General features: G+C 43.9%; 19 protein-coding genes. 3 read left to right on the top strand and 16 right to left on the bottom strand.

From position 1 onward, the window contains the following. Window positions 1-45: 45 nt before the first annotated feature. A complete protein-coding gene (locus tag LX99_RS25490; RefSeq protein ID WP_022830625.1) occupies window positions 46-222 on the top strand; it encodes a DUF6496 domain-containing protein in 177 nt (58 codons plus the stop codon). Between the two features lie 51 nt (window positions 223-273). On the opposite strand, the gene LX99_RS01260 is transcribed toward LX99_RS25490, so the two are convergent. The 11 genes from LX99_RS01260 to LX99_RS01210 all read right to left on the bottom strand — a co-directional run bounded on the left by LX99_RS01260 (window position 274) and on the right by LX99_RS01210 (window position 15,007). Continuing rightward, the gene (locus tag LX99_RS01260) at window positions 274-786 is read right to left on the bottom strand and encodes a hypothetical protein (protein ID WP_109605678.1); all 513 of its coding nucleotides are present in this window, start codon (window positions 784-786) and stop codon (window positions 274-276) included. 20 nt (window positions 787-806) lie between these two features. Then, window positions 807-2,897, bottom strand: coding sequence for a M48 family metalloprotease (locus LX99_RS01255; protein WP_109605676.1), 2,091 nt, complete (start codon window positions 2,895-2,897; stop codon window positions 807-809). Between the two features lie 3 nt (window positions 2,898-2,900). Beyond that, window positions 2,901-3,875: a Gfo/Idh/MocA family protein gene (locus LX99_RS01250; RefSeq protein WP_109605674.1), complete on the bottom strand. Its 975-nt coding sequence runs from the start codon at window positions 3,873-3,875 to the stop codon at window positions 2,901-2,903. Window positions 3,876-4,156: 281 nt separating this feature from the next. Then, window positions 4,157-5,149: an L-glyceraldehyde 3-phosphate reductase gene (gene mgrA / locus LX99_RS01245; protein WP_109605672.1), complete on the bottom strand. Its 993-nt coding sequence runs from the start codon at window positions 5,147-5,149 to the stop codon at window positions 4,157-4,159. A 170-nt stretch (window positions 5,150-5,319) separates the two neighbouring features. Continuing rightward, window positions 5,320-6,657 carry a bifunctional folylpolyglutamate synthase/dihydrofolate synthase gene (locus LX99_RS01240; protein ID WP_109605670.1) on the bottom strand — a complete coding sequence of 446 codons (1,338 nt, stop codon included), beginning with the start codon at window positions 6,655-6,657 and terminating at the stop codon, window positions 5,320-5,322. Between the two features lie 226 nt (window positions 6,658-6,883). Continuing rightward, the gene (locus tag LX99_RS01235) at window positions 6,884-7,702 is read right to left on the bottom strand and encodes an energy transducer TonB family protein (protein ID WP_109605668.1); all 819 of its coding nucleotides are present in this window, start codon (window positions 7,700-7,702) and stop codon (window positions 6,884-6,886) included. A 121-nt stretch (window positions 7,703-7,823) separates the two neighbouring features. Further along, on the bottom strand, window positions 7,824-8,225 hold the full coding sequence (locus LX99_RS01230; protein ID WP_109605666.1) for an ExbD/TolR family protein: 402 nt from the start codon (window positions 8,223-8,225) through the stop codon (window positions 7,824-7,826). Further along, window positions 8,222-8,935: a MotA/TolQ/ExbB proton channel family protein gene (locus tag LX99_RS01225; protein ID WP_109605664.1), complete on the bottom strand. Its 714-nt coding sequence runs from the start codon at window positions 8,933-8,935 to the stop codon at window positions 8,222-8,224. Before LX99_RS01225 ends, LX99_RS01230 begins: the two co-directional genes overlap by 4 nt. Continuing rightward, window positions 8,932-9,981: an HU domain-containing protein gene (locus LX99_RS01220; RefSeq protein ID WP_109605663.1), complete on the bottom strand. Its 1,050-nt coding sequence runs from the start codon at window positions 9,979-9,981 to the stop codon at window positions 8,932-8,934. Before LX99_RS01220 ends, LX99_RS01225 begins: the two co-directional genes overlap by 4 nt. Window positions 9,982-10,020: 39 nt before the next feature. Beyond that, entirely contained in the window at window positions 10,021-11,889 is a 1,869-nt protein-coding gene (locus LX99_RS01215; RefSeq protein ID WP_109605662.1) for a hypothetical protein, read from the bottom strand. 28 nt (window positions 11,890-11,917) lie between these two features. Next, the gene (locus LX99_RS01210; RefSeq protein ID WP_109606923.1) at window positions 11,918-15,007 is read right to left on the bottom strand and encodes a tetratricopeptide repeat protein; all 3,090 of its coding nucleotides are present in this window, start codon (window positions 15,005-15,007) and stop codon (window positions 11,918-11,920) included. Window positions 15,008-15,418: 411 nt separating this feature from the next. On the opposite strand from LX99_RS01210, the gene LX99_RS01205 reads away from it, so the two are divergent. Beyond that, window positions 15,419-16,378, top strand: coding sequence for a DUF922 domain-containing protein (locus tag LX99_RS01205; RefSeq protein WP_146203037.1), 960 nt, complete (start codon window positions 15,419-15,421; stop codon window positions 16,376-16,378). Between the two features lie 53 nt (window positions 16,379-16,431). On the opposite strand, the gene LX99_RS01200 is transcribed toward LX99_RS01205, so the two are convergent. The 5 genes from LX99_RS01200 to LX99_RS01180 form a co-directional block, all read right to left on the bottom strand. Then, window positions 16,432-17,655 (bottom strand): multidrug effflux MFS transporter, encoded by a 1,224-nt coding sequence (locus LX99_RS01200; RefSeq protein ID WP_109605660.1) that lies wholly within the window; start codon window positions 17,653-17,655, stop codon window positions 16,432-16,434. Between the two features lie 111 nt (window positions 17,656-17,766). After that, the gene (locus LX99_RS01195) at window positions 17,767-18,981 is read right to left on the bottom strand and encodes a BamA/TamA family outer membrane protein (protein WP_109605659.1); all 1,215 of its coding nucleotides are present in this window, start codon (window positions 18,979-18,981) and stop codon (window positions 17,767-17,769) included. Between the two features lie 181 nt (window positions 18,982-19,162). Beyond that, the gene (locus LX99_RS01190; protein ID WP_022831107.1) at window positions 19,163-19,507 is read right to left on the bottom strand and encodes a glycine zipper domain-containing protein; all 345 of its coding nucleotides are present in this window, start codon (window positions 19,505-19,507) and stop codon (window positions 19,163-19,165) included. Between the two features lie 73 nt (window positions 19,508-19,580). Next, complete coding sequence (locus LX99_RS01185) at window positions 19,581-20,393, bottom strand: alpha/beta fold hydrolase (RefSeq protein ID WP_109605658.1); 813 nt, start codon at window positions 20,391-20,393, stop codon at window positions 19,581-19,583. A 13-nt stretch (window positions 20,394-20,406) separates the two neighbouring features. Beyond that, window positions 20,407-21,768, bottom strand: a complete 1,362-nt coding sequence (locus tag LX99_RS01180; protein ID WP_109605656.1) for a gluconate:H+ symporter — start codon at window positions 21,766-21,768, stop codon at window positions 20,407-20,409. Window positions 21,769-22,124: 356 nt separating this feature from the next. On the opposite strand from LX99_RS01180, the gene LX99_RS01175 reads away from it, so the two are divergent. Further along, complete coding sequence (locus LX99_RS01175; RefSeq protein ID WP_022831103.1) at window positions 22,125-22,481, top strand: response regulator; 357 nt, start codon at window positions 22,125-22,127, stop codon at window positions 22,479-22,481. The last annotated feature ends 859 nt before the right edge of the window (window positions 22,482-23,340 follow it).

Genomic DNA, 23,340 nt, shown 5'->3' with positions numbered 1-23,340 from the left:
AGAAAAATTGCTTTTCAATTAATTACAATAACAAATCATACTATCATGGCAAAGTATTCAGAAAAAGCGCAGGAGAAAGTTGAGAAAACCATGCATGAAATGAAGGAAGGCAAACTAAAAAGCGGCAGCGGGAAAAAGGTTACCAGCAAAAAACAGGCTGTTGCCATAGGCCTTTCTGAAGCACGTAAGGAAGGTGCTAAAGTGCCTAAAAAGAAAGGCTAAAACCTTAATAAGCAATCCGGCAATGGCGCATTGCCCGATTGCGTTTATTATTTATTTCGTTTTGTAAAAATCAGATTCTATCCAATTGGACAGTTTGCCTTCTTTATCAATTTTTACCAGTTTATTGAGCAGGCTGTTGTTTTTATGATCAGTTTCCAGCACGTATTTATCAATTACCGCTTTTACACCGGCAAGGTTGGCTTTGTCTTTATTAAAACCGGTTTTGTTTTGCAGGGCGTATTTGGTGTAGCCACCCATAAAAGTTATCAGTAATGGTGGGTTTTTGTCGGTCATTTTTGCAACACTGCTATTTATTTCGATGTTCACGGCGGGGTTGCCTTGCATCCATTTCAATAAAAAGGCATTGGTTTCCATTCGCTTTTGTTCTTCAAGCGCCCACGGGGTATCCTGTAGCCAATCTATACCTTTTATTACGTCTTCTTCATATTTGGCGTAATCGGCTTTTTCTTTCAGTACATAATTTTCGGGTACATGGAAGGTTTGAGCTTTTACAGCAAGGCTAAATGTAACAGCGGCAAAAATCAGGACGAATGTTTTTTTCATTGTGATGGGTTAAGGTTAATTTAGAGTAATTCAGCCTGAAAATTAAGCAGATCCTTTTTGATTTCAAAATTATGGTCGGAGATACCAGTGATGTAGGCACCTAATGCCTCATGAAATTTATTGATGGCAGTGTTATCATATCCCGGATTGTTATAGTAGACATACTGACTCGCAAGATATTCTTCCAAAATAATTATTTGCGCATCGGTATAATAGGTCCGGCTAACGGGAGTGTCTATAATTTCTTTTACTCGTTTTTTAACCTCTCGCTCCTGTTTGTATACTTCGCTAAGTGTCTCAACAATTTGCTCCGGTTTCATTTGGCTGTAAACAGGACTGATGGCTTTTATAATGTCATTATAAAAATCATAATCTACCGCAAACTCCTTTTGAAAGTTGAACAGATACCGGTATTTATCTGTTAAGATCGGTTTGTGGTCGGCATCTGCCTTATTATAAAAAAACAGGAAGATGTGTTTGTCAAGGTCTTCTATTCGTTTTTGGGTTTGTGCGAGGTCGTGTTTAAGTATGGCTTCAACATCGTAAATACTATCAACGCTGTATTTATCGCCCCTGAAATCAAAGGTTTTGATTGATGTGTTTTGGTTAATACGGGCAAGAAGATCAATGTCCTGTTGTATCCGGTTTACTACTTTCGGCAGGTTGGAGTTTTCTATAGTTAGCAGCGTATCAAAACTTGCGAAAACCGGGGTATCGATGGTTTTTATTGTATCATCAATATTAAATTCGGTTATGTTGCGATTATCGAAATAGTTATTAAACACCGGGTTGTATGAACTTGTACTAATCTGCTTATAAAAATCCTCTTTAAAAGTTTCAAAATCTATCACGTCGGCTTTCGGATCGGTATTAACTATGGCATATAAATGGTTGGTTATCTGCGCCTGTACTGCTGTCGGGTCTTTAAAAAGAACCCACGCGGATGTTGTTACGGGCGTTGTCGGCAAATTGAGCTGATTGGCCCGCGCCTCCCTGTCTTCAGTAGTTGGGTGTGACGACCATTGATCTTTTATGATGATTTCGCTGTTGTAAGCAGGGTTCCATCCATCCTTTATTACCGGTAGATCAGTTTCATCAAGATCCATTTTTTGATGACGGCAAAACTGTTTGATAAATTCCAGGTGCTGAGGATATAGGTTGGCGGTGCGTTTATTTTCAGCAAGGTTAGCCCGCGAGTAGTTAATGAGGTTATCATAGCATACCTGCGCTATGTCAACACGTTTCAGAGAAGTTGCAATATGATTTGATCCGCTTACGTAGGCTGCTACCGAATCGGCATGAAATTCCATTTCGCGCGACAGCGCGAGGTTTGCTTTGTTGATCACTACATAAAGCTTCTTTAAAATATATTGTATCCCTTGTACAATCCTTACATTAACCACGGCTACCAAACTAAATACCGAATGCATTTTTGAAAAGCTATTGAGTATTTTGCCGTAATCCTCAGTATCATACAGCATATCGTACACTACCCTATTGAAATTGTAGATGTAGCTGCCAACCTTCATGCTCTTCTGCGAAAAATGACCAAATTCATGAGCCATTACAGTTTTAAATTCGGATAGGTTTATGGCGTTAACCAGTCCGAGCCCTATTTTAAGATTTTTTTTCACTGGCAAAAACATGCTCCAAAAGCTGGAGTTATAAAATACCGCGGCATTAACATCGGCCGATAAATAAATTCGCTTAGGCTTTGGGGCACCGGCTTCTGCAGTTACCTTATGAATAAAATCAAATAATGCGGGTTCATCTGCCTGTTTAATTTCTATCAAATCAGACTGATCGATACGGGTTCGTTTAAAAATAAATTTGATCACAAAGTAAATTAGCAGCAAGCCCGAAATGATCAGGGCAAAGCCGAAGGCCAGGGTTAAAAAAGTGGCATGTAACTGCATTACAAATACACCCAGGTAACCAAATGCCACAGCTATGCCGATTGCACTTAAAAACAGCAGCAGATAGCATACTATGAATAATAGTATAGCCCCTATTGATAGGTATACGTGCTTTTTAAAAGCTTTTGAAGGCTTAATAATACTTTTATCCGCCCCTGCAGGCATAGGCGGATACGATAAGGTTAGGTTGTTCATTATTTATTTTATTGTGAATGCATCGATGATCTCCATCAGCGTTACAGCTTCCTCAATAGTACAGGGGTTTGGTCCCTCGCCTTTAAAATAGGCAACTATTTTGGTAATGAATGGTTGCTGGATATGCTCCGGATGGGTGATAGTTATCGTTTCTTCTTCAGTTTCGGTTTTCCAGGTAATGTAGTTACCGAAGAATGGGAACGTGATTTTACCTTCGGTTCCTATAATTTCGCAGGTATCGGTGGTTTCGCTTTCGGCTACGTTGAAGCACCATGAGCCGTTTACCACTACCTTGTTTTTAAACAGGATCTGCCCGCATACATGATCATCGGCCGGGGTTGAGCCAGCCTGGTTGAGCGAAAAGCCGTGGTATTTTTCGGGTTCGCCAAAGTAGTATAACATCAGGTCGAGTTGATGTGGAGCCAGGTCATGAAAATAGCCGCCGCCCGACAGTTCGGGCAGTACACGCCAGTTTGTTTCCACATCGGCTACCAGTTTGGGCTTGCGGGCCTGCCACATCCTAATTTGTACCGTGCGAATTTCACCTACCTTTTTGATGTCGATAAGCTCCTTTATTTTTAAAAACATAGGCAGGGCACGCCGATAATGCGCCACCGTAAGTTTTTGCCCGCTTTCTTTAACGGCATTGGCCATGGCTCTTGCTTCGGCCGAGTTCCGGGTTACCGGTTTCTCTACATAAACATTAAAACCCTTTTTTAATGCCTGCAAAGCATATTCAAGGTGCGATGAGGGGGGAGTAGCGATATAAATGGCGTTCAACCCTTCATCATCCAATAAGGCGTTGGCGTTATTGTACCATTTAGCTACGCCATGCCGTGCAGCGTAATCTGCCGCTTTCTCCGCATCACGCCGCATTACTGCTATCAAATCGCTGCCTGCTACTTTTTTAAATGCTGGTCCGCTTTTTTTTTCGGTTACATTGCCGCATCCGATGATGCCCCATTTTATTGTGTTCATAACCCCTCTAAATCTCCCCCGGTGGCATAGCTGTCAACTTAAGCAAAAAAGCGGCGGAATTGTGCGATTCCCCTCTTGAGAGGGGTGGAGGAGTGTGTTATTCTGCGCAAGGTTTATCGCCCGTATAACACACCCCTGCTCTCGCTCTTTTCCGTTGCGCCCCCTCTCAAGAGGGGAACTCAAAAGCCTTATTTCTAAATTGACGGTTCTGCCCCCGAAGGGGAGACTTGTATTTTACGTTTTAAAATTAAATAACCAACCATTGTTCCCCCTTCAGGGGGTTAGGGGGCTAAAATTTCCTCTATCCTCGCCAACTCCTCTGCCGAGAATACAATATTATCCAATGCTTTTAAAGAATCTGACAATTGTGCCGGACGGCTTGCTCCTATCAGCACTGAGGTTACCCGCTCATCCTTCAATAGCCAGGCTAATGCCATCTGTGCCAGCGACTGGCCACGTTCAAGCGCAAGTTTATTCAGGTCGCGGATCTGGCTCAGGCGTTCATCGGTTAGTTGGCCTTTTTGTAAAAATCCGGTAGGCTTTGCCGCTCTCGAATCTTCGGGGATGCCGTGCAGGTATTTATCGGTAAGCATTCCCTGCGCTAACGGAGAGAAGGGGATACAGCCTACGCCCTCATTACCTAAAACATTTAATAATCCGCCCTCAACCCAACGTTCAAACATGGAGTATTTAGGCTGATGGATAAGGCATGGCGTGCCCAGTTCCTTTAGCATTTTGATAGCTTCGGAAGCTAATTCTGCCGGATAGTTGGAGATGCCGACATATAAAGCCTTGCCCTGCCGAACGATCAGATCTAAGGCAGTCATCGTTTCTTCAAGCGGTGTATCCGGGTCGGGGCGGTGATGATAAAAAATATCTACATAATCTAACCCCATACGCTTCAGGCTTTGATCTAAGCTGGATACAAGATACTTTTTCGATCCCCAATCGCCGTAAGGGCCGGGCCACATGGTATAACCGGCTTTACTCGAAATGATGAGTTCGTCGCGGTAATCGCGAAAATCTTCTTTCAGGATCTTACCAAAATTCTCCTCTGCCGATCCCGGCGGCGGACCGTAATTATTGGCAAGATCAAAATGGGTGATGCCGCTATCAAACGCGAGGTGTAATATTTTGCGGTAATTATCAGCCACATCCACATGGCCGAAATTGTGCCAAAGACCCAGGGAAATAGCCGGGAGTTTAATCCCGCTGTTACCGCAGCGGCGGTATTGCATGTTTTGGTACCTCTCGGCAGATGCGATGTATGTCATTTATTTTTGATCTGAATTTACAGAATTTTAGAATTAACAGAATGATTTCGTAAGACAAAAACTAATTAATTGTTTTTTCCGGCCGAAAATTACAGAATGATTTTCTACGTTGAAAATTATTGAAATTAAGTAATTAAATTTTCAATTCTGAAAATTCTGTAAATTCTGATTCAGACAACTTCTGCCACCACAAAGGTGCTGCCCCCAACAAACACTAAATCCTGGGCGCCGGCATTTTTTTGAGCCGCGAGTAAGGCTTGTTTTACAGACGGATATGTTTCTCCCTTTAAATCATGCGTTGCGGCCTGGGCTTTCATACTTTCGGCGTCCAATCCACGGGGGATATCAGGCTTGCAAAAATAGTACGTAGCATCTTTAGGAAACATGGGTAATACTTTGGCGGTATCTTTATCATTCACCATACCAATCACCATATGGAGGTATTCATGTTTAATTGATGCGATGTTTTTCATCACTTCTTTAATGCCATCCGGGTTATGACCGGTATCGCAAATGGTCAGTGGGTTTTGGCTTAAGGTTTCCCATCGGCCATGCAAACCCGTAAGGGTTTTAACCTGCTTTAAAGCCGAATGGATATGTTGATTAGTAATGTTAAAGCCCTGGGCACGTAATTCATCAACGGCAGACAAGATACCTTTTACATTTTTAAGCTGATAGGTACCGGTGAGGTCAAGTTCTAAGGAGAAGGAATCCGAAAGTCCGGAAGTCCGGAAGTCCGAAGGATTATCTCTTTTCTTCAATCGCAGTTTACGTAGTCCGTCACTCACATCCGGCCTTTCGGACTTTCCGACTTCCGGACTCACCACAACCCACTCTTCCGATGCAAACCGGATGTTGCTTCCGGTTGCTTTGGCTTTATTGATAAATACCTCTGCCACTTCAGGTTGCCGTTCGCCGATAACCACAGGAACGCCGGGTTTTATAATGCCCGCTTTTTCACCGGCTATCAGCGGCAAGGTGTTGCCCAGCATGTTCATGTGGTCCCAGCCAATATTGGTTATAATGGATAGGAGCGGGGTGATCACATTGGTCGAGTCGAGCCTGCCGCCAAGGCCAACTTCAATAATAGCTATATCTACCTTTTCTTTCGCAAACACATTAAAAGCCAAAGCCACGGTCATCTCGAAAAAGGAGGGGGCTATCTCTTCAAAATCCGCTTTGTGAGTATCAACAAAATCAATAACCGTTTGCTCGCTAATCATTTGGCCGTTAACGCGGATGCGTTCGCGGAAATCTTTAAGGTGAGGGGAGGTGTACAACCCAGTTTTATAACCCGCGGTTTGCAAAACAGCTGCCAACATGTGCGATGTTGAACCCTTGCCATTGGTGCCGCCTACATGCACACTTTTAAATTGATGCTGCGGGTTATCCAGGCGTTTACAAAGTTCAATGGTATTGGTGAGGTCTTTTTTAAATGCCGAAGCTCCGTCGCGCGTAAACATCGGGAGCTGGGTGTAGAGGTATTGGATGGTTGCGTTGTAGTTCATGGTTCATGGTTCATGGTTCATGGTTCATGGTTAGAACCATTACTTGTGGGCAAAAATAGCATTATGGAGTTGCTTAGATGCCGGACAAGTGCAATATTATTCCACAGAAAAACATGAACTATCAACTAAGCTATCAACTATAATTCGTTTGCTACTATGAACCATGAACTATGAACCATGATCCATGAACTATGAACCATGAACAATGATCCATGAACCACAAAAATTAATTTACCTTGAACACAAAAACTACAGTACCCTGCTGCTGATCAGGGGCATTATCAAGCGGGTTAAGCTTGGAGTTACGCACAGCATCTTCGCATTTTTGGAGCAATGCATCATCAGATATGGTAGTTCCGCGGGCACCGGCTTTGGCATAAGTTACGTTTCCATCTTTATCTACCCGGATATCAACTACAATTTTACCAGTTTGACGATTACCATCACTCACCGATGGGCGACTCACAAAGTTACGCTGCGCCATGTTCAGGCTGCCACCATTGCCTGATCCTGTACCGTTGTAATTATTGGTAAGCGTAGTGCCTGTTGGCTTACCCTGGTTGCCTGGGGTTTTGCCTGTGCCGTCGCCTTCGCCGGTACCCGTCGAGGCTTTGCCTTTGTAAAGCGCGTTTTGGTTAACCGTTGGCTTGGCAGGCGGAGTTTTTACAGGTTGAGGTGTCGCTACTGTTTGGCTTGGCTTTTTATCAGGAGCAGCCACTTCGGGCGCGTCTTCGGTGTTTTGGGTAACTACCGCTTTTTCGCTGCTTTGCGGCGTTGGCTTTTCTTCGGTTGGTTTGGCTTCGGTAACTTTGTCCGGTTTGGTGTTATTGGCCTTTTCGGCTACCGATGGTTCTTCGGTACTCATATAGTCATCGCCCATACCTTCATCAACTGTACCGTAGTTTACCAGGATACCGCCCGTGCCATTCTCCTCAACAGGCGGGTTCTTGAATACGATAAAATAACATGCCGCTATCAGCACAGCCATAATAATGCCTGTTGCAATAAACGCTTTCGGATAGTTATTTTCTTCCCTGTACTCCATTTTTAATCAGTCGCAGTTTTTAAGTTACAGTGGCAGTTTTTGAATAGTTGCAGCAGCTGGTAGCAGTTAGTTTATCTTAAAAAAAAATGCTATTGCTACTAAAAACTGCAACTGCCACTAATTACCCCTTTGGTTCTGTTGCCAAAACCAGTTTAATATTCAATTTTTGGGCCACGTCCATCACCTGCACCACATCCTGTATGGCTACGGTTTTATCAACATATAAAACAATTGTTAGTTCGGTAGCCATGGTTTTATATCCGGCCAATGTAGTTTGCAGGGCATCTACCGGGATCTCTTTTTTATCAACGTAGTACCTCAAATCTTTAGTTACCGATACCGTAATTGTTTTTTTAGATACTGATTGCCCGCTTGATGACTTAGGCAGTACCAATTTGATAACGTTAGGGTTGGTAACCGTTGATGCGATGAGGAAAAACAGCAGCAGGAAGAACATGATATCGTTCATTGCCGATGTATGTACCTCTGCGGATGCGCCCCTGGTTCTTTTCCTTAAATTCATTTGCTCGGCTCCTCTAACAGGTCAATAAATTCGATGGCATCGGTTTCCAGCTTCAGGATCACCTTATCAACCATCATATTTAAAACGTGGTAGCAAACGTAAGCCACGATACCTACAAATAAGCCTGCCGCCGATGTTACCATCTTCACATACAAACCGCCCGAGATTACGCCCATGCTGATGTTATCTGTTTTTGAGATATCATAAAAAATCTTGATTACACCCGCGATAGTACCCAGGAACCCGAACATCGGCGCTATACCGGCAACTATACCCAATATGCCAATGTTTTTTTCCAGTTTGGATACTTCAATTTTTCCAACGTTTTCAATAGCGCCTTCAATATCTTTTATCGGCCTGCCTATACGTAACAAACCTTTTTGCAGCATGCGGCCAAGCGGTGTGTTGCTGTTGCGGCAAATGGCAATGGCCGATTCGAGGTTACCCGAGTGGATGCTGGAGCGTACCTGCACCATCAGGTTCGATTCGTTACGCGATGCCTTGCGGATGGTGAAATAACGTTCAAAGAATATTACAAGTCCCAGTACTGCTAAAATACCTATCGGGATCATTACCCAACCGCCTTTAAGCAACAAATCTCCGAAACGAAGTTCTTCGGTTGGCAAGGCCGCTGTTGTTACGGCGTGATTGGTGGTGTCTGCAAGATGTTTGGCTGTATCTGTTAGTTGCTGTATTAATAATAATGTCATTTCGTGCTGTCAGTAATTAATTTTGAGTAAGTGTCTTTTGCTATTTTGTGTTCTGATATCAGTTTTTTGCGCTCGGCTTCGGCCTCTTCGGCAGTTGCAAAACCACCAATGATAATTTTTACACGTAAACCAGTACCGGGGCCTGTCCATGCACGTGCGTTAACGCCTCTTTTGATATATTTTTTTGCCTCTGTTTCACTTTTAGCTAAAGTTTTATAGGATTCTAAAATGATGGCATATTCAGGTTTTGCCGTTGTATCGGTCACTACCGGTTTATCTAACGTTTTACCTGCCTGTGAAATTGTCTTAGCGGTATCATGCGCGGCCGGAACGGTATCTTTTCCGGTACTGTCCTGTTTTATAACAGGCGCGCTCCGCGGCTGTTCAACGGTGGCTGGCAGCGTAGTGTTGTTTTTATTAAGGTGCAGCAGTTCTGGTTTAAATTTATAAACGGCAAATGCCGCGCCCGCAAGCAAAATCACTACGGCAACAGCTATCCACACGCCGGTCCTGCGTTTCGGTTTAAGCGCTTCTTCGGTGTATTCCGGTTGCTCGGCGGTTGTAGCTATGGGTGGAGGCGTAAATGATAACGGAACGGTGGCCGGCAAGGGGGCAGCGGGCGGTGGAGGCGGTACATGATCAACCTTGTTGATTTTAACAGGCGCCAAACCAAAAAACAGCGGATCGTTACTCTGATTTTCCTGTACCCTGAAACTTATTTTGCCATCGTGCAGGTAAAACCAGCCCAGTTCGGCAAAAGTTACCTCGTGCAGCATCAATTCCTGCTTAAGGCTGTTAATGTATTTTTCGGTAAAATATTTGGATGATGCCAGCGATATCTTTTTCTTTTCGGCGATATAGCGGGCCAGGATCTCGTCATCTTTAGGCTGCGGCTCAAAAACGAGCTTAAAACCGGGCGGGAAAAAAGTTGCCTGCACTTCGTCGTAATAGCCGTTAACACGTTGCCGCGAAAAGCAGCCAAGACCGGGCACACTCACTTCGGTGTGCCGGCCAAGTAATTCGCTCAAATAGTTGGCTATATCCATCCGGTAAAAATACGCTTAATTTTAAAACATCAAAGCGGCTTAAAAAGCATAGCTTACGCCGCCAAAGATATTAAATCCGTAATTAGGATAGTATAACCACCTTTGGTAAGAGGCGCTTAATACGTTATTAGCCTGCGCAAATACCGAAAACTTGCTGTTAATGCGGTATTCAACACTGCCGCTCAAATCGGCAAAACTTTTAATGTTCTGTTTCACAAACGATGTTCCCGGAGTACCTGGTGCAGGTGATGGGTTAATCACTTCAAGCCTGTCGTAAGAATCGCCGCGGATCAGTAACGAACCGGTAACAGTAAGCTTGCTGTCGATATGGATAGCGGTACCGGCGGTTAAGGTAAACTTAGGCAGGTTCCAGGCTTCGGCCTCAGATGCTAATTGATAATCCCTGAACTCGGCACGGCCGAAGATGTTAAAATCGTCGGTCGCTTTAAAATCCAGTTCACCGTTAAAGCCGTTAACCCGGGCTTTGCCATCATCATAAATCACATTAAACTTGTTGCCTTCTGCTAAGAAATTGCTTGCTATTAAAGGCATGTTTTTAACACTGTTGCGGAATACTGTTGCTTTGAAGCTTAAGCCCGGCGCGATGGTACCTTTTAAACCGGCGGCAATATCCAACTGGTCTACCGAGTTTTTGATATTGATATTTTGACCGAGGAAAGGGTTGATCATGGCAAAATCACGCAATGATGAGCGGTTTACATCTCCTTTTGCCTCTACAAATAAACGTACATATTTAGGTACTATCTGCATTTCCAATTTAGCAGCCGGGAAAATATAAAACTTGCCGAAGTCGCCAAACTCCTTCACAATGTTAACGCCCGCTTCTATTTTATAATTATCGCCCTGGAACTTGATGTAGGGGTTAACGCGGGCAATGTTATTACCCAGGCTGTATAAGCTATCCTTCTGGCTCGCCAGATCTATTGATCCGCTTAGGCCGGCATAAAACTGTTTAACCGTCTGGTTTAAAAAGCCGGAGATTACCACGTTGTTTTCGCGGGCGGCATAAGCGTTGCTAAAAGCGTAGCCTTTTAATTTTACGGCATAGGTAAAATCGTTTTCAACGTCTTTATAGTTCTTGGCCAGTTCAACCTCACCGCTTATGGTATTGAAGTGCTGCTTGGCCGGCACAAAGGCGGTACTTGGAGCATCCTGGTTAAAACCGTAAAAATAAGTGCCCAGGCGGTTGTAGTTTATCCTGCCGGATACATTGTTATCGCCTATAACGCTTTTACCAAACACTCCGGCCTCATCGCGGCTTTCAGTTTGTTTTTGTAACGAGCCTGATTGCGAAAAATGTTTGAGGTGACCGCCAAACTGTAAAGCCTCATCGCGACCGTTACCAAAGTAAGCCTCGCCAAAAATTGTTTTCAAATTGCCTGCTCCAACCTTAACAATATTGTTGGTGAGTACCGAATCCTGTTCGGCAGGGCGCTTCATGGGGTCTAACTGCCTGATCTCGGAGTTTTGCTCCTGGCGTTTATCCAGCGGGGCATAGGTTAGGGGCGCTTTAAAGGGCGCTTTATCTTCCAGATCGGGGTTGCGGCGAATTTTTACAGCGTCGGCAAGTACAGGCTTATAGGCCGTTGTTACCACAATCTCTTCCGAAAGGCTGCCGCCGTTATTGGGATTGTTGGGGTTATTGCCCCCGCCTTTTTTGGTGGTATCCTGTAACGATCTGGCAGCGGCATCGCCTAAGCTATTGTCGGTTACTTTTTTGTTTGCCGGTTTTGCGGCGGATTTTTTAACCGCCGGTTTGGCTGTAGTTTTTTTGACTTCGGTTTTAACCGTCGCTTTTTTGGCAGGCTTCTTTGTTTGTGCTTGTGCAGGAACAAAGTATAATGCTATCAATAAGGTAAGCAGCGTGTAGGTGTATCTTGAGTTCATTGCTTGTCTTCTTTTATCTTATTCTTTGTTACTGGTTGTTAGTGGTATCAGGCTGCGCGGTCTCTTTGCTTACAGGTGCCTGTTTGGTTTTACGGCCATTCAGCTTATCCAGCTTCTCCCTGGCGGTTGGCAGGATATCATCATCGGCTTTGTAGTTATCAATGATGCTTTGCAGGGTTGCTTTAGCCTGGAAAGTGTCTTTTAAACCAACGTAGTTATCGGCTAACAGGATGTACGTTTTAGCTATCCAATAATCGTAGTTAGGTAACTCTTTAGCCAGCTCAAAACACATTTTTTGCGATGTTTTGTAACGGCCTTTGCCATATTCAATAAAGGCCAGGTTGTACCTTGCTTCGGCAGCGGCTACGGTTTTGGTGTTGGTGGCAGTATAGGTAAACTGCTTAACAGCGAGGGCGGTATCACCGGTTGCCAGGTAGGCTTTACCCTCGTATAAGCCGGTTTTATATTTATCCTCCTGCGATGTTTTGTCGTTGGTTTTAACCAGTTCGGCGTACTTAATGGCATCGTCGGTCATTAACATTTCCGAGTAGCAGTACATCAGGTTAGTGATAGCGAAGGTATAATCGGCCTTGTACTCGGCATTGGTTTCCAGGCGTTTCAGGAATACTACGGCCTCATTGTATTTTTTCTGCTGCATGTACAGTTTAGCCATGCTGATGAGGGCTTTTTCGCTGTAGGCGCTGGTCCAGTCGTTCAATATTACATTGTAATCAACCACGGCTTCCTGCGTACGCCCTAAGTTAGCCAAAGCCTGCGCGCGGATAAAGCGTGCCTGTTTCTCGTAAATTTGTTTGCTCGGGAATTTATCAAAATAAGCGTTAACGCCGCTTACGGTTCCCTGCCAGTCGCCTTTTAAATAAAGGTTATTAGCCGCGGTGATCAGGATACTTTCCTGGTCGGCAGTGGTATAGTTGCCTATAGGCGTAGTGGCCGCGTAGTTGATAAATGTCTGCGCGTCGCCTTTATCGGTATAAATCTTCTCGATCTGTTTAAGGGCCTGCTTAGCCTCATCTGTTGATGAGTAATCCTGAACTACCTTTTTGAAAGATTCTACAGCCAGGTCGTCATTCCCTGCGTTGTAATCGATCAGGCCGATGGTTACCAGCGCGCGCGGGATATAACTGCTGCGCGGATATTTCTGGATCATGGCCTGCAGATCGGTTTTGGCTTTTTCTCCGTCGTTTTTCAGGAAATAAGTATAGGCTATCTCGAACGAGGCGTCGTCCGCGTAATCCGAATTAGGGAATTTGTTCAGTACATCATTCAGGGTAGCTATTTTAGTATCTAAAGCGCCCTGCAAACCCTGGATCATGCCTCGCTGAAACAAGGCGTAGTCCTCGCCCTGGTTGTGCATGGCTATGATGCGGTTATAATAGGTCATGGCATTGCTGTAGCTTTTCAGCACAAAATAGCTGTCGGCTAAACGTGTTATTGCGTCATTTTGGGTGGCGGCGTCTTTTACATCGCCCTGTAAAAACTTCTCGAAATAGTTAGCCGCCTTTTTATATTGTTCACCGCCAAAGGCCGCGTAAGCCAAAGCATAGTTAGCATAGTTGGATACATCGGTTTCTTTAGCTTCGGGCATTGATAAAAACTTCTCAAAGTTTTCTACCGATTCGCCGTATTTGCGCACCTCATACATCGCCTCTGCCATCCAGTAGGTAGTTAATGCCTGTGTTTTAGTATCAACAGGATCAGCTAATGAACGCAGGAAGATGCCGATGGCATTTTCAAAGGCACGTTCGTTATAAAACTCCAAACCGCGGTAATAGGTTACTTTTTGGTAGGCTAAGCGGGCCGCCTCATTTTTATTGGGAATAGGTTCCAGAATTTCTACCGCTTCCTTGTAGCTGCGCGAATTCAATAACTCTTCGCCCAATAATACCTTTACCTCGTTAATGCGTTTTGAGCGCGGATAGTTGGCAAGGTATAACCTTGTAGCGCCTAAAGCCTGCAGGTTAAAATCAAGTTCGTACGATAGTTTGGCATATTCATAAAGCGCGTCTTCCTGTAATTGCTTGTCGTAATCCATTTTTGAGGCGTTCAGGAAGGCGTTACGCGCGCTTTGCTTATTGTTCATTTTCAGGAACACATCGCCCAGCGTATAGTTACCGCTTTGGCTGTAAACATCCTTTTGTTCAACCAGTTTTTCCAATTCGCTGGCGGCTTTGGTGTAGTTGCCCACCTTATAGTAGGTATAACCCATCTGGTAGCTATCCTGCGTATTTTGGGTACGGCCCTGGTCGCGGTCTTCAAAGCGGGCGTAGTATTTTACTGCGTTATCATAATTGGCTTTCGCAAAGTACGACGCGGCAATGATCCTCAGCATTTCGGTTTCGTTTTGCTGATGTGTGCCGTTAACAATAGGTACGGCGTAGTTGATCACATCATCATAACGTTTATCTAAAAAGTAAACCGCCGATATGTAATACGGATAGCTGTTTTCGTATTTTTTTGAATTTTTCAGCTTCTCGAAGTTTACCAGCGCCAGGTGGTAATCTTTGTTTAAATAGGCGATGTAGGCAAAGTAATAAGTAGCGTCTTCGGTAAACTCAGAGCGTTTGTTTTTTACCTCGCCAAAAAGAAGCTGCGCGTTTTTATAATCTTTCAGTTCAAAATAGGCATAACCTTTTCTGAATTTGTATTCGGTATTATCATGGCCGTTAAGCTCGCTTGCTTCGGTTTTATTAAACCAGCGGATGGCATCTTCGTACTTACCTTGTTTAAAGTACGATTTACCGATCTGGAAAAACGCCTGCCTGGTAAGCGGGTTTTCCGGGTGCTCTTTAATAAAGCGCAGAAACATGCTTTCGGCATCGTCGTTACCTAAATTCAGGGCACAAAAGGCCTCATAGTACTGGCTGTTTTCTTTGGTAAGCGACAGCTCGGTTTCGAATTGCGACTGTGTACTTGTTTTAATTTTGTAGGCCTCAACCAGGCGGAATTGCTCGGCAGCCGACGCGAATTTACCTTTATCCATCAGGTCGATAGCCGTGTGGTAGGTATGGTAAATTTGGGTGGATGGATTTTGCTGTGCCCGGGCAGCTGAAGCGATAAATACGGGAATGAGCAGGGCGATGTATTTTGTTTTGATCATAAAGCGCATACTAATGATAGTGCGAAAATAGCTAAACCAAAAAGAGGCTTTTCACAATAGAAATTAACAAATGTGGATAACACTTCTTTAAACGAAGGTACTACTAAAGATAATATGCGTGTGGAAAACTTTAAAATTGTTGGGTATTTGCCATGATTACGGCAGCGGATATCCAAAAATAATAACTGGCTTTTAAACCACACAATTTATTTGTATTTAAAGCATTATAGTAAATGTGGGTTATCCAAGCCATTTTGATTTTTACCGGTTATGAATGTATTTAGGAGAAGGCCGAACGCCGCTGTGTTGCTGGTTTTTTTAGGTGTTGTCATATTTTTTCCGTCGATTTTAAATGCACAAAAAATAAACGGGCCAATTGTTTTGCCAAACAGGCAATTAACTGAAAAAGCTATGGGATTTTATATTGCCGGTGTTGTTGATGATCGTAGAGATAATAATGTTGTGGCTTCCCTTTTATCAACCACGCCCCCTTACAATAAATATCAAGTGGATGTAAAGGATGGCGCGGCTCGGGCTTTAAAACGCTTTGCCGGTTACGCCATTCAATCCGCCCAAAACCCGCGCCCGGTAAACATCCGCATAAAAAAATTAAGTATTGTTGAAGAGTTAAAAGGTAACGATGAGGTGCGCGGCAAGCTGGAGATTGAGTTTGTATTTGAATTGGAGAAAGATTTTGGGATGGTAAGGCTGGCAAGTTACCCGGCCACAACAACCTACACCCGGAGCGCTTTACAACAATACGACCTTGGTGTACTGTTGAGCCGGGCCTTTGCGGGTGGGTTAACCTGGTTTAACAACTGGATTAACCGCGAGGCCGATACCAATATTAAGCTGGCCCGGGGCGTTAGGCTGATATTTACCGATTATACCGAGCAACCAGAAGGGGATACGGTATACTACTCGCCTAAACGCCCGCTAACCTGGGATGACTTTAAGGATAAGCCCTATGGCGATAAGTATGTAGCAGAAGTGCTGCCCGGCTTTGGTTATACCGAGCAGGCCGGGGTGGTAAAAGGAGTTGTTGAAGTGAGGATAAGCATGCGGGTATTTTTACCTAAAAGCGCGGCATGGGTAAAAAGCGGAAGTCGTAATGATTATGCCCTCAGTCACGAACAACGGCATTTTGATATTGCCAAAATTGCGGCCCGGCACTTTCAGCAGGCCTTATTAGCCATGAAAATACCGGCTGATAATTATGACGGATATATCAATGTGCAATACCTCGATTCGTACCGGGAGATGAACCGCTTACAGGAAGAATATGATCACGAAACCAGCCATGGTATGAACGTAGCTGCCCAGAAAAGATGGAACGCGATGATTGACAAGGATTTGAAAGAGGTATTGTAAAGCAACTTCGGTTTTAAACGTACGCTGTTCAAACCGCTGGAATAAGTCAATAGTTAATGCGCAACAACTACCTCGCCGCTGGCTTCAACCTTATGTTTAATAAACCGTTTCCCGATAAACACTATTAGCGCTGCAATTATCGATGACGAAATCATCACCACCGACATGGGCAGCGAACTGTGAATTTTAATAGCCGAAATACCTATAGAGGCGGCGGCGCCCACAGCCATTTGCGCGGCTCCCATTAATGCTGAAGCCGCTCCCGCGTTTTGGGTAAATGGCGCCAGCGATAAGGCCGAAGTATTAGGCGCGCAGATGCCTACGCAACACAATACCCCGAATATTAAGGCTATAGTTGCCGCCATGCCGAACCAATGGTTAAGGGAGCCGATGAAAAATACCGTTGATATAATGACCATACAAACGATGGACACGTTGATCATCTGCGCGCTTTTGTACTTTTTGATGAACAGGCTGTTTAGCTGACTGGAACCGATAAAGCCAACCGATAACCCGGCGAAAAGCCATCCGAACTGGTTTTTGGTAAGATGAAACCCATCAATAAATACAATAGGGGATGCCGATACGTAGGCAAATAACCCGGCAAAAGCGAAAGCCCCGCCAAGGGCGTAGGTTACAAACTGGGCATCTTTAAGCACGGTTAAAAAGTTGCCGATAATAGGGCCTGGTTTTAGCGAGTAGGTGGGGTCGGGTTGATAGCTTTCGGGCAACAGGAATATCACAGCCAACAGGATCAATATGGAGATTATCGTCAGGATCAGGAAGATGATCTGCCATTCAAAATGGGTACTGATATAACTCCCGATGGTTGGCGCCAGCATTGGCGACGCGCCAAGTACCAGGATAAGCATGGAGAAAACTTTAGCTATGTCTTCAACCGGAAACAGGTCGCGCACCATCGTCATGGCGGCAACGCTGGCCGCACAGCTGCCTACCGCCTGGAAAAAACGTAAAATGATCAACACCTCAAGCGAGGTGGCAAAGAAGCAACCCATCGATGCCGCGATGTAAAGGCCAAGCCCCCAGTAAAGCGGCGGCTTGCGACCAAACCTATCCAACAGTGGCCCGTAAAGTAACTGACCGGCGCCAATACCGATAAAATAGCTGGATAACGACAACGTTACGTCATCGGTAGAAACGCGCATGTACTTGGCGATGGCCTCAAAAGCAGGCAAATACATGTCGATAGAAAAAGGGCCAATTGCTGTAAGCGATCCTAATATAAGGATCAGTATCATATATCGTTGTTTGGTCATGCGGTTTTAGGGTTCATAGTTGATGGTTCATAGTTCATAGCCGGAATATGCTATTAGTTAAGTACATCAAGCAAGGCACTATCAACTATCATCCATGTACTATGAACCAAATCAAAATGCCTCGCCTAAATTAAGACTAATTGACGAGAAGTTGCGGCTTACCCCGTAATCGAGACTGATATTGGTGCCCGATTTTTTGTTGAACTTGAAACGCAAGCCGGTGCCGCCTGCAGGGTGCCAGTACTTAATGCTGTGATCCTGAGGCTGGGTAACGGCGTTAACATTGGCAAAAAGCACAAAACCCAGCAGGCCGTTGCGGGTAATATCACGCCGGTATTCGGTTTCAAAATATATCAGCCTGTCGCCACGGTAACGGCTCTGCGGGAAGCCGCGGCCCGAGCGCTGGTAGGGCTCCCAGCCTAAGCTTGGCAGGTTAAGGTATGGTGTGCGCGGCGTTAAGGTTGTCCAGTAAAAAGCCCAGAAGGCTAAAACATTTTTCGGTCCGCTATGGCTTAACTGCAGGTATTTGCGCACATCAACGTATAATGATTGCCAGTTTGTATGGCTTCCAAATACTTTACTGTTTAACCTGTAAACCAGATTTGCATATGCACCGGGCAGGGGATTGATGGAGTTTTTGCGTGAATCGTAAAGTAAATTGACCGTCATGCCCGATGAAAAGGCATCCTGATCTGCAGCGGTGCCGTATTTATAGCCCGTAAAATCACGCAGGTTTTGATCTCCGTTACTTTCTATGTCTATGTAATAATCAAGGTTATACCCCAGCCCGGCATAAAAGTAAGGCTTTACCTGTTTTAAAAAACTCTGGTAAAACCGCAGGTAGTTATAATTTACCAGGAATCTATCCATTGGCCCCTGGTTGCCGCCCAGGCCCCAGGTGTATTGTGGATATACCATCAGGCGGGTATCGCCCTGTATGTTCCACTCGTTATTGGCAAGCCAGATGTTGGAGCGTATGGGTAAACCATACCTGCCCCTGAAATTAAAATAGGGTGTAAAAACCAAACTCGAAATATTGGTTGTTTCCTGGTCGCCGAGGTAAAAGGCCGCGGTGGTTGATGTAAACAGCGCTTTGCCGCCGCTGCGCCCATCGCTTGAGGTGGTTGGGAAGAATGAAAAATAAACCGTTTTCTTTTCTGCGGGTGCTTGTCGTGTTTTGATATCAAAAAGCGAACGGAAAATATCGATCACATCTTTTTGCGCTACCGTATCTTTTTTAACATTCACGGCGCTATCGGCAATACTTTGCGCATGTATCGCTATGGGTATAAAGCATAAAAGAAGAGCCGATAAAACTTTAACCATTACATACTAAACCGAAACGTTAACGCCCTGTTTTAGAGGTAGGGCATATTTAACAATAACGTACAAAATCGTGAAAACGCTTCAAATGAGCATGATTAATAACCTTTTTTAACATTTAGGGAAATAAAAAGCCTGCAGGTTTGATACCTGCAGGCTTTTATTTTAGCGGTTAGCCGGGTATTTAATGATAGGTTGTTGTTTTGGTAACCGTTGTTTTAGTAGTGGTGTAATGGTGGTTGGGGTGCGCCCTGCGCCATGCAATGCGCGCCGCGCGTTTTCTTTTTTCTTCGCGCCTGCGGGCTTCATTGCCTATAATATAACCGCCTCCGGCGCCAATAGCACCGCCAATTAGCGCACCGCCTGCGCTGTGTGTAGCTAATCCGCCTACAATGGCGCCGCCTGCACCGCCAATAATAGCGCCTTTACCTTGTTTACTAATGCCCTTTTTGGTTTGGGCGCCTGCATTGGCATTGATTGAAAGGGTTAAGCCCATAATCAGGCTCATATATATCATTAACTTTTTCATAACGGTATGTGTTTAATAAGTGTTAACTAATAAACCGCTAAGCAAATAGCAGGCCGTTTTTAAAAAGCAAAAGTTATTTTAAAAAAAATGTTACCGCTTTTGAAAATTCTGGTGTGCGGGAAGCGCTGTTGTGGTCGCCCGGAACGTGTATCAGTTTCGAGCCAGGGATAAGCTTATTCAATGCCATATCATCGCCGTTATCGTGATCGTCGTCACCGTTTATCAGCAATACCGGAATCTTTACTTTCGCCAGTTCTTTGGCGCTGGTTGAAGGCTGCCATTTTTGTTGGTAAGCTAAAGCCAGTTCATCAAACGGGTTGCTGCGGATGTATTTGATCATTCCATCCACATCATGAAAGCTGGTATCGCCCATGAGCGCTTTATAGGCGTGAATGCGGCGCGGCCATTCGGGGTTGGTATAAGCATCGCCCATTCCGCCCATTACCGCTTTATGCAAGCGCTTGTCTAAAACCAACACGCGCGATGTAATGATCGATCCGCGTGAGTAACCAACAATATCATACTTTTTAAGGCCAAGGCTGGTGGCTAAGCCCATAATATCTTTAGCTTCGGCATCATTGGCGTAGCCTGCATCGGTGTGGGGCTTGTCCGACTGTCCGTTCCCCCGCTGGTCCAGGATGATCACCTTGTAGCCTGCACCAAGCAAATCTGCGTAAAGTTGTCCTTTTTTCCAGCCCTGACAGGTGCCTGAAAAACCGTGGACCAAAATAACCGGGAAGCCATCGCCCTGAACTTCGTAGTAAATTTTAACGCCATCCCGGGCGGTGTAGTAATTACCAGGCGGTGTGGCTTGCCATGCAAATGCTGTATTGCCCGCTATCAGCATAAAGAGTAAAAGATGCAGTGGCTTTAAGGTTTTTTTCATGCTTTGATGGCTCTTATTTAACAAAAATGTTAAGAAGGCTTACACCGATCAGTCCAATAACGGAAACCAACGTTTCCATCATCGACCATGATTTGATGGTATCTTTAATGCTCAGGTTAAAATATTCTTTGTATAACCAAAAGCCTGAATCATTTACATGCGAAAAAGCGAGGCTGCCCGCGCCTATAGATAATACCATTAAATTAGGGTTAACGTGGTTTTGAATAACCAGCGGAGCTACAATACCGGCAGCTGTTAACCCGGCAACTGTAGCCGAGCCAAGGCTGATCCTGATAATTGCAGCTATTACCCAACCCAGCAGCAATGGCGGCAAATTAAGCGCCTGTAACTGGTTGGCTATTTGCGTGCTTACACCGCTGGCAGTTAACACTTCTTTAAACGCGCCCGAACCTGCAATAATTAACAGGATTAGGGCTACATCTTTAACCGCGTCGGTAAAATTACCGGCAAGCTGGCCCATGCTTTTGCCCTGTTTAATGCCTAAAGTAAATGTAGCTACCATTAACGCTATCAGCATTACAATAGATGGATCGCCCAGGAAAGCGATGATTTTAGCGATATTGGGATCCTGGATATTTAAATAGGGGAACAAAGCGCTAATCATCAGTAAAATAACAGGGAGTAAAGCAGTTAAAAAACTGTTGAGCGCTCCCGGCAGCCGATCAAGGGGTAGTTCTTCCGCGCGAAAAGTTGCCAATGGCTGCGACGGGATTTTTTTCAGGAATTGGGCAAATACAGGCCCCGCGAGTATTACGGCCGGTATAGCTATCATCAACCCGTAAATAAAAGTGGTTGCCATATTGCCGTGAAACAGCGCAACTAATGCCGACGGTGAAGGGTGGGGGGGCAAAAAACCATGTGTAACCGAAAGTGATGCCAGCATGGGCAGGCCTATATAAACCGCAGGTAACTTATACTTATAAGTTACCGAAAATATAAGCGGCACCATCAACACAAAGCCAATACCATAAAATAACGGTATGCCTATAATAAAACCGGCTGCAACCAGCGCCAGTTGAATGCGTTGCGGACTGGCGGTTTCTGTTGCCTCGCCGTTGCTAAGGAACTGCTTTTTACTTACAGCCTTAACCAGCGATTCTGCAATTTTTTGTGCGGCCCCGCTGTTGGCCACCAATTTTCCCAGCATAGCGCCAAGGCATATAATAATAAGCAGCTGGCCTAAAATATCGCCCATGCCCTTTTGCACCGATGCTGTAACCTTATTAATAGGAATACCCAGCAGCGCACCGGCGATAATGGATACCACGAGGAACGCGATGAAAGGGTTAACCTTTATCCAGCTAACCAGTAAAACCAATAAACCAATACAAATAAATATAATTAATAATGCCATCGGGTTGGTGTTGTAGCTTAGGCCCTAAAGCCGTTTCAGTTTATGGCCTAATGTAATAACAATAATTGAGTTTAACATATGCCGGGCCTTAGTAGTTAAATTTCGGTATTAATTGCAAATGGGTAATTTGTTTAATTTTTAATTTAAAGATATCGGCTAAAAAAATCGTATTAAGGTATATATTATAAAATAGGTTAAATTTATGTTGGAATTAGGTGTAGATGTTAAAAAAACTTTTAGCTTTGTAAAAAATTATACCCGAGGGAGATTTAAGCCCAATACTTTGGCTATTGTTACTATATTTAGCAGGCGCAATACTTTAATACCTTTTCGGCAATCAAAAATAAAAAGCATTTATGTTAAAGCGTGTTTTAGTATTGGATGATAACCAGGACATATTGGATATAGTACACGAAACGCTAACCTACGAGCAATTTGAAGTTAAAAGTACATCAAACAGTGCCGAAGTTTTGCCGCTTATAGAAAGTTTTGAGCCTGACCTGGTTATTTTAGATTACCGGGTGGCAGGTACGAACGGCGGAGAAATTTGTCGCACTATTAAGGTACATCCAAGGTTTGGCAATACGCCGGTTATCATATTTTCAGCTTATGTAAATAACGATGACGAATTGGTAAGCTATGGCTGCGATGCCATTATAAACAAACCTTTTGATTTAACCGAACTTGTTGGCAAGGTTAACAATCTCCTTTAATTTCCTGTTACTTTATAACCGGCGTTGATAAAATTACCGTTGCTGCCAACTTTCTTTCCCGGCGCATTTGCAAAAAATATAAAAAACGCGGTTAAAAAAGCATCAAATTGTATTTATCTCAAAAAATTGCGTTAAAATAGTGTTATTGCTAATTATTTAGCTTGATGGTTAGAATATTAATAATTAAATTAACTTTGTTATATAAGGTTTTAATAATTAGTTAGATACAATAACCCCGGATTGTATTATGGTAATCCCTATAAGTGATGATCTGAAAGCTAAAACAAAAAAATCACCGGTGTGCCCGAGGTGCAAATCTGCATTGGATAACCGCGTGCCACGGTCTTTTTTGGTAAAAAAGCTATTATTTTTTCTTCCTATAAAACGATATATGTGCTACAAATGCCAGCGCAAAAGGTATGTTTTAGTTTAAGGAAATTAATTTCGTAATATTAAATTAATACATGCCAAAAGGATTTTTTTATTCTTTTGTTCTTTTGTAATGGATTAGTTGTTGTATTTTGGCGTTTGTTATTCGAAAACTTGTGATAGAGAACGAAGTTAAGCCAAGAAAAACCTATTATTGCCCGAAATGCGGAAGTCCTTATCATTTTCAAATGAAGAGGAGTTGGTTTGTAAAAAACGTGTTGTTTTTTTTACCTATCAGAAAATACTTTTGTGCCAAGTGCAAAAAACCTCAGCATATCTTTATAAACAGGGACTAATCCTGAAGCAGATCAGTAGATACTCAAGGGCGTTACCAGAAGCGCAAGGTTCACATCTCATCTTGAATAGAATAGTGTGATCTGTTATTGCAGAAATATCCGACCTTATTTCTCTACATAAAAAGCACAAATAT

It is taken from the genome of Mucilaginibacter oryzae (genome assembly GCF_003148845.1).
GTDB classification, from domain to species: Bacteria; Bacteroidota; Bacteroidia; order Sphingobacteriales; family Sphingobacteriaceae; genus Mucilaginibacter; species Mucilaginibacter oryzae.
The sequence above is the reverse complement of the archived record's forward strand: the minus strand, read 5'-3'. Positions and strand labels throughout refer to the sequence as shown.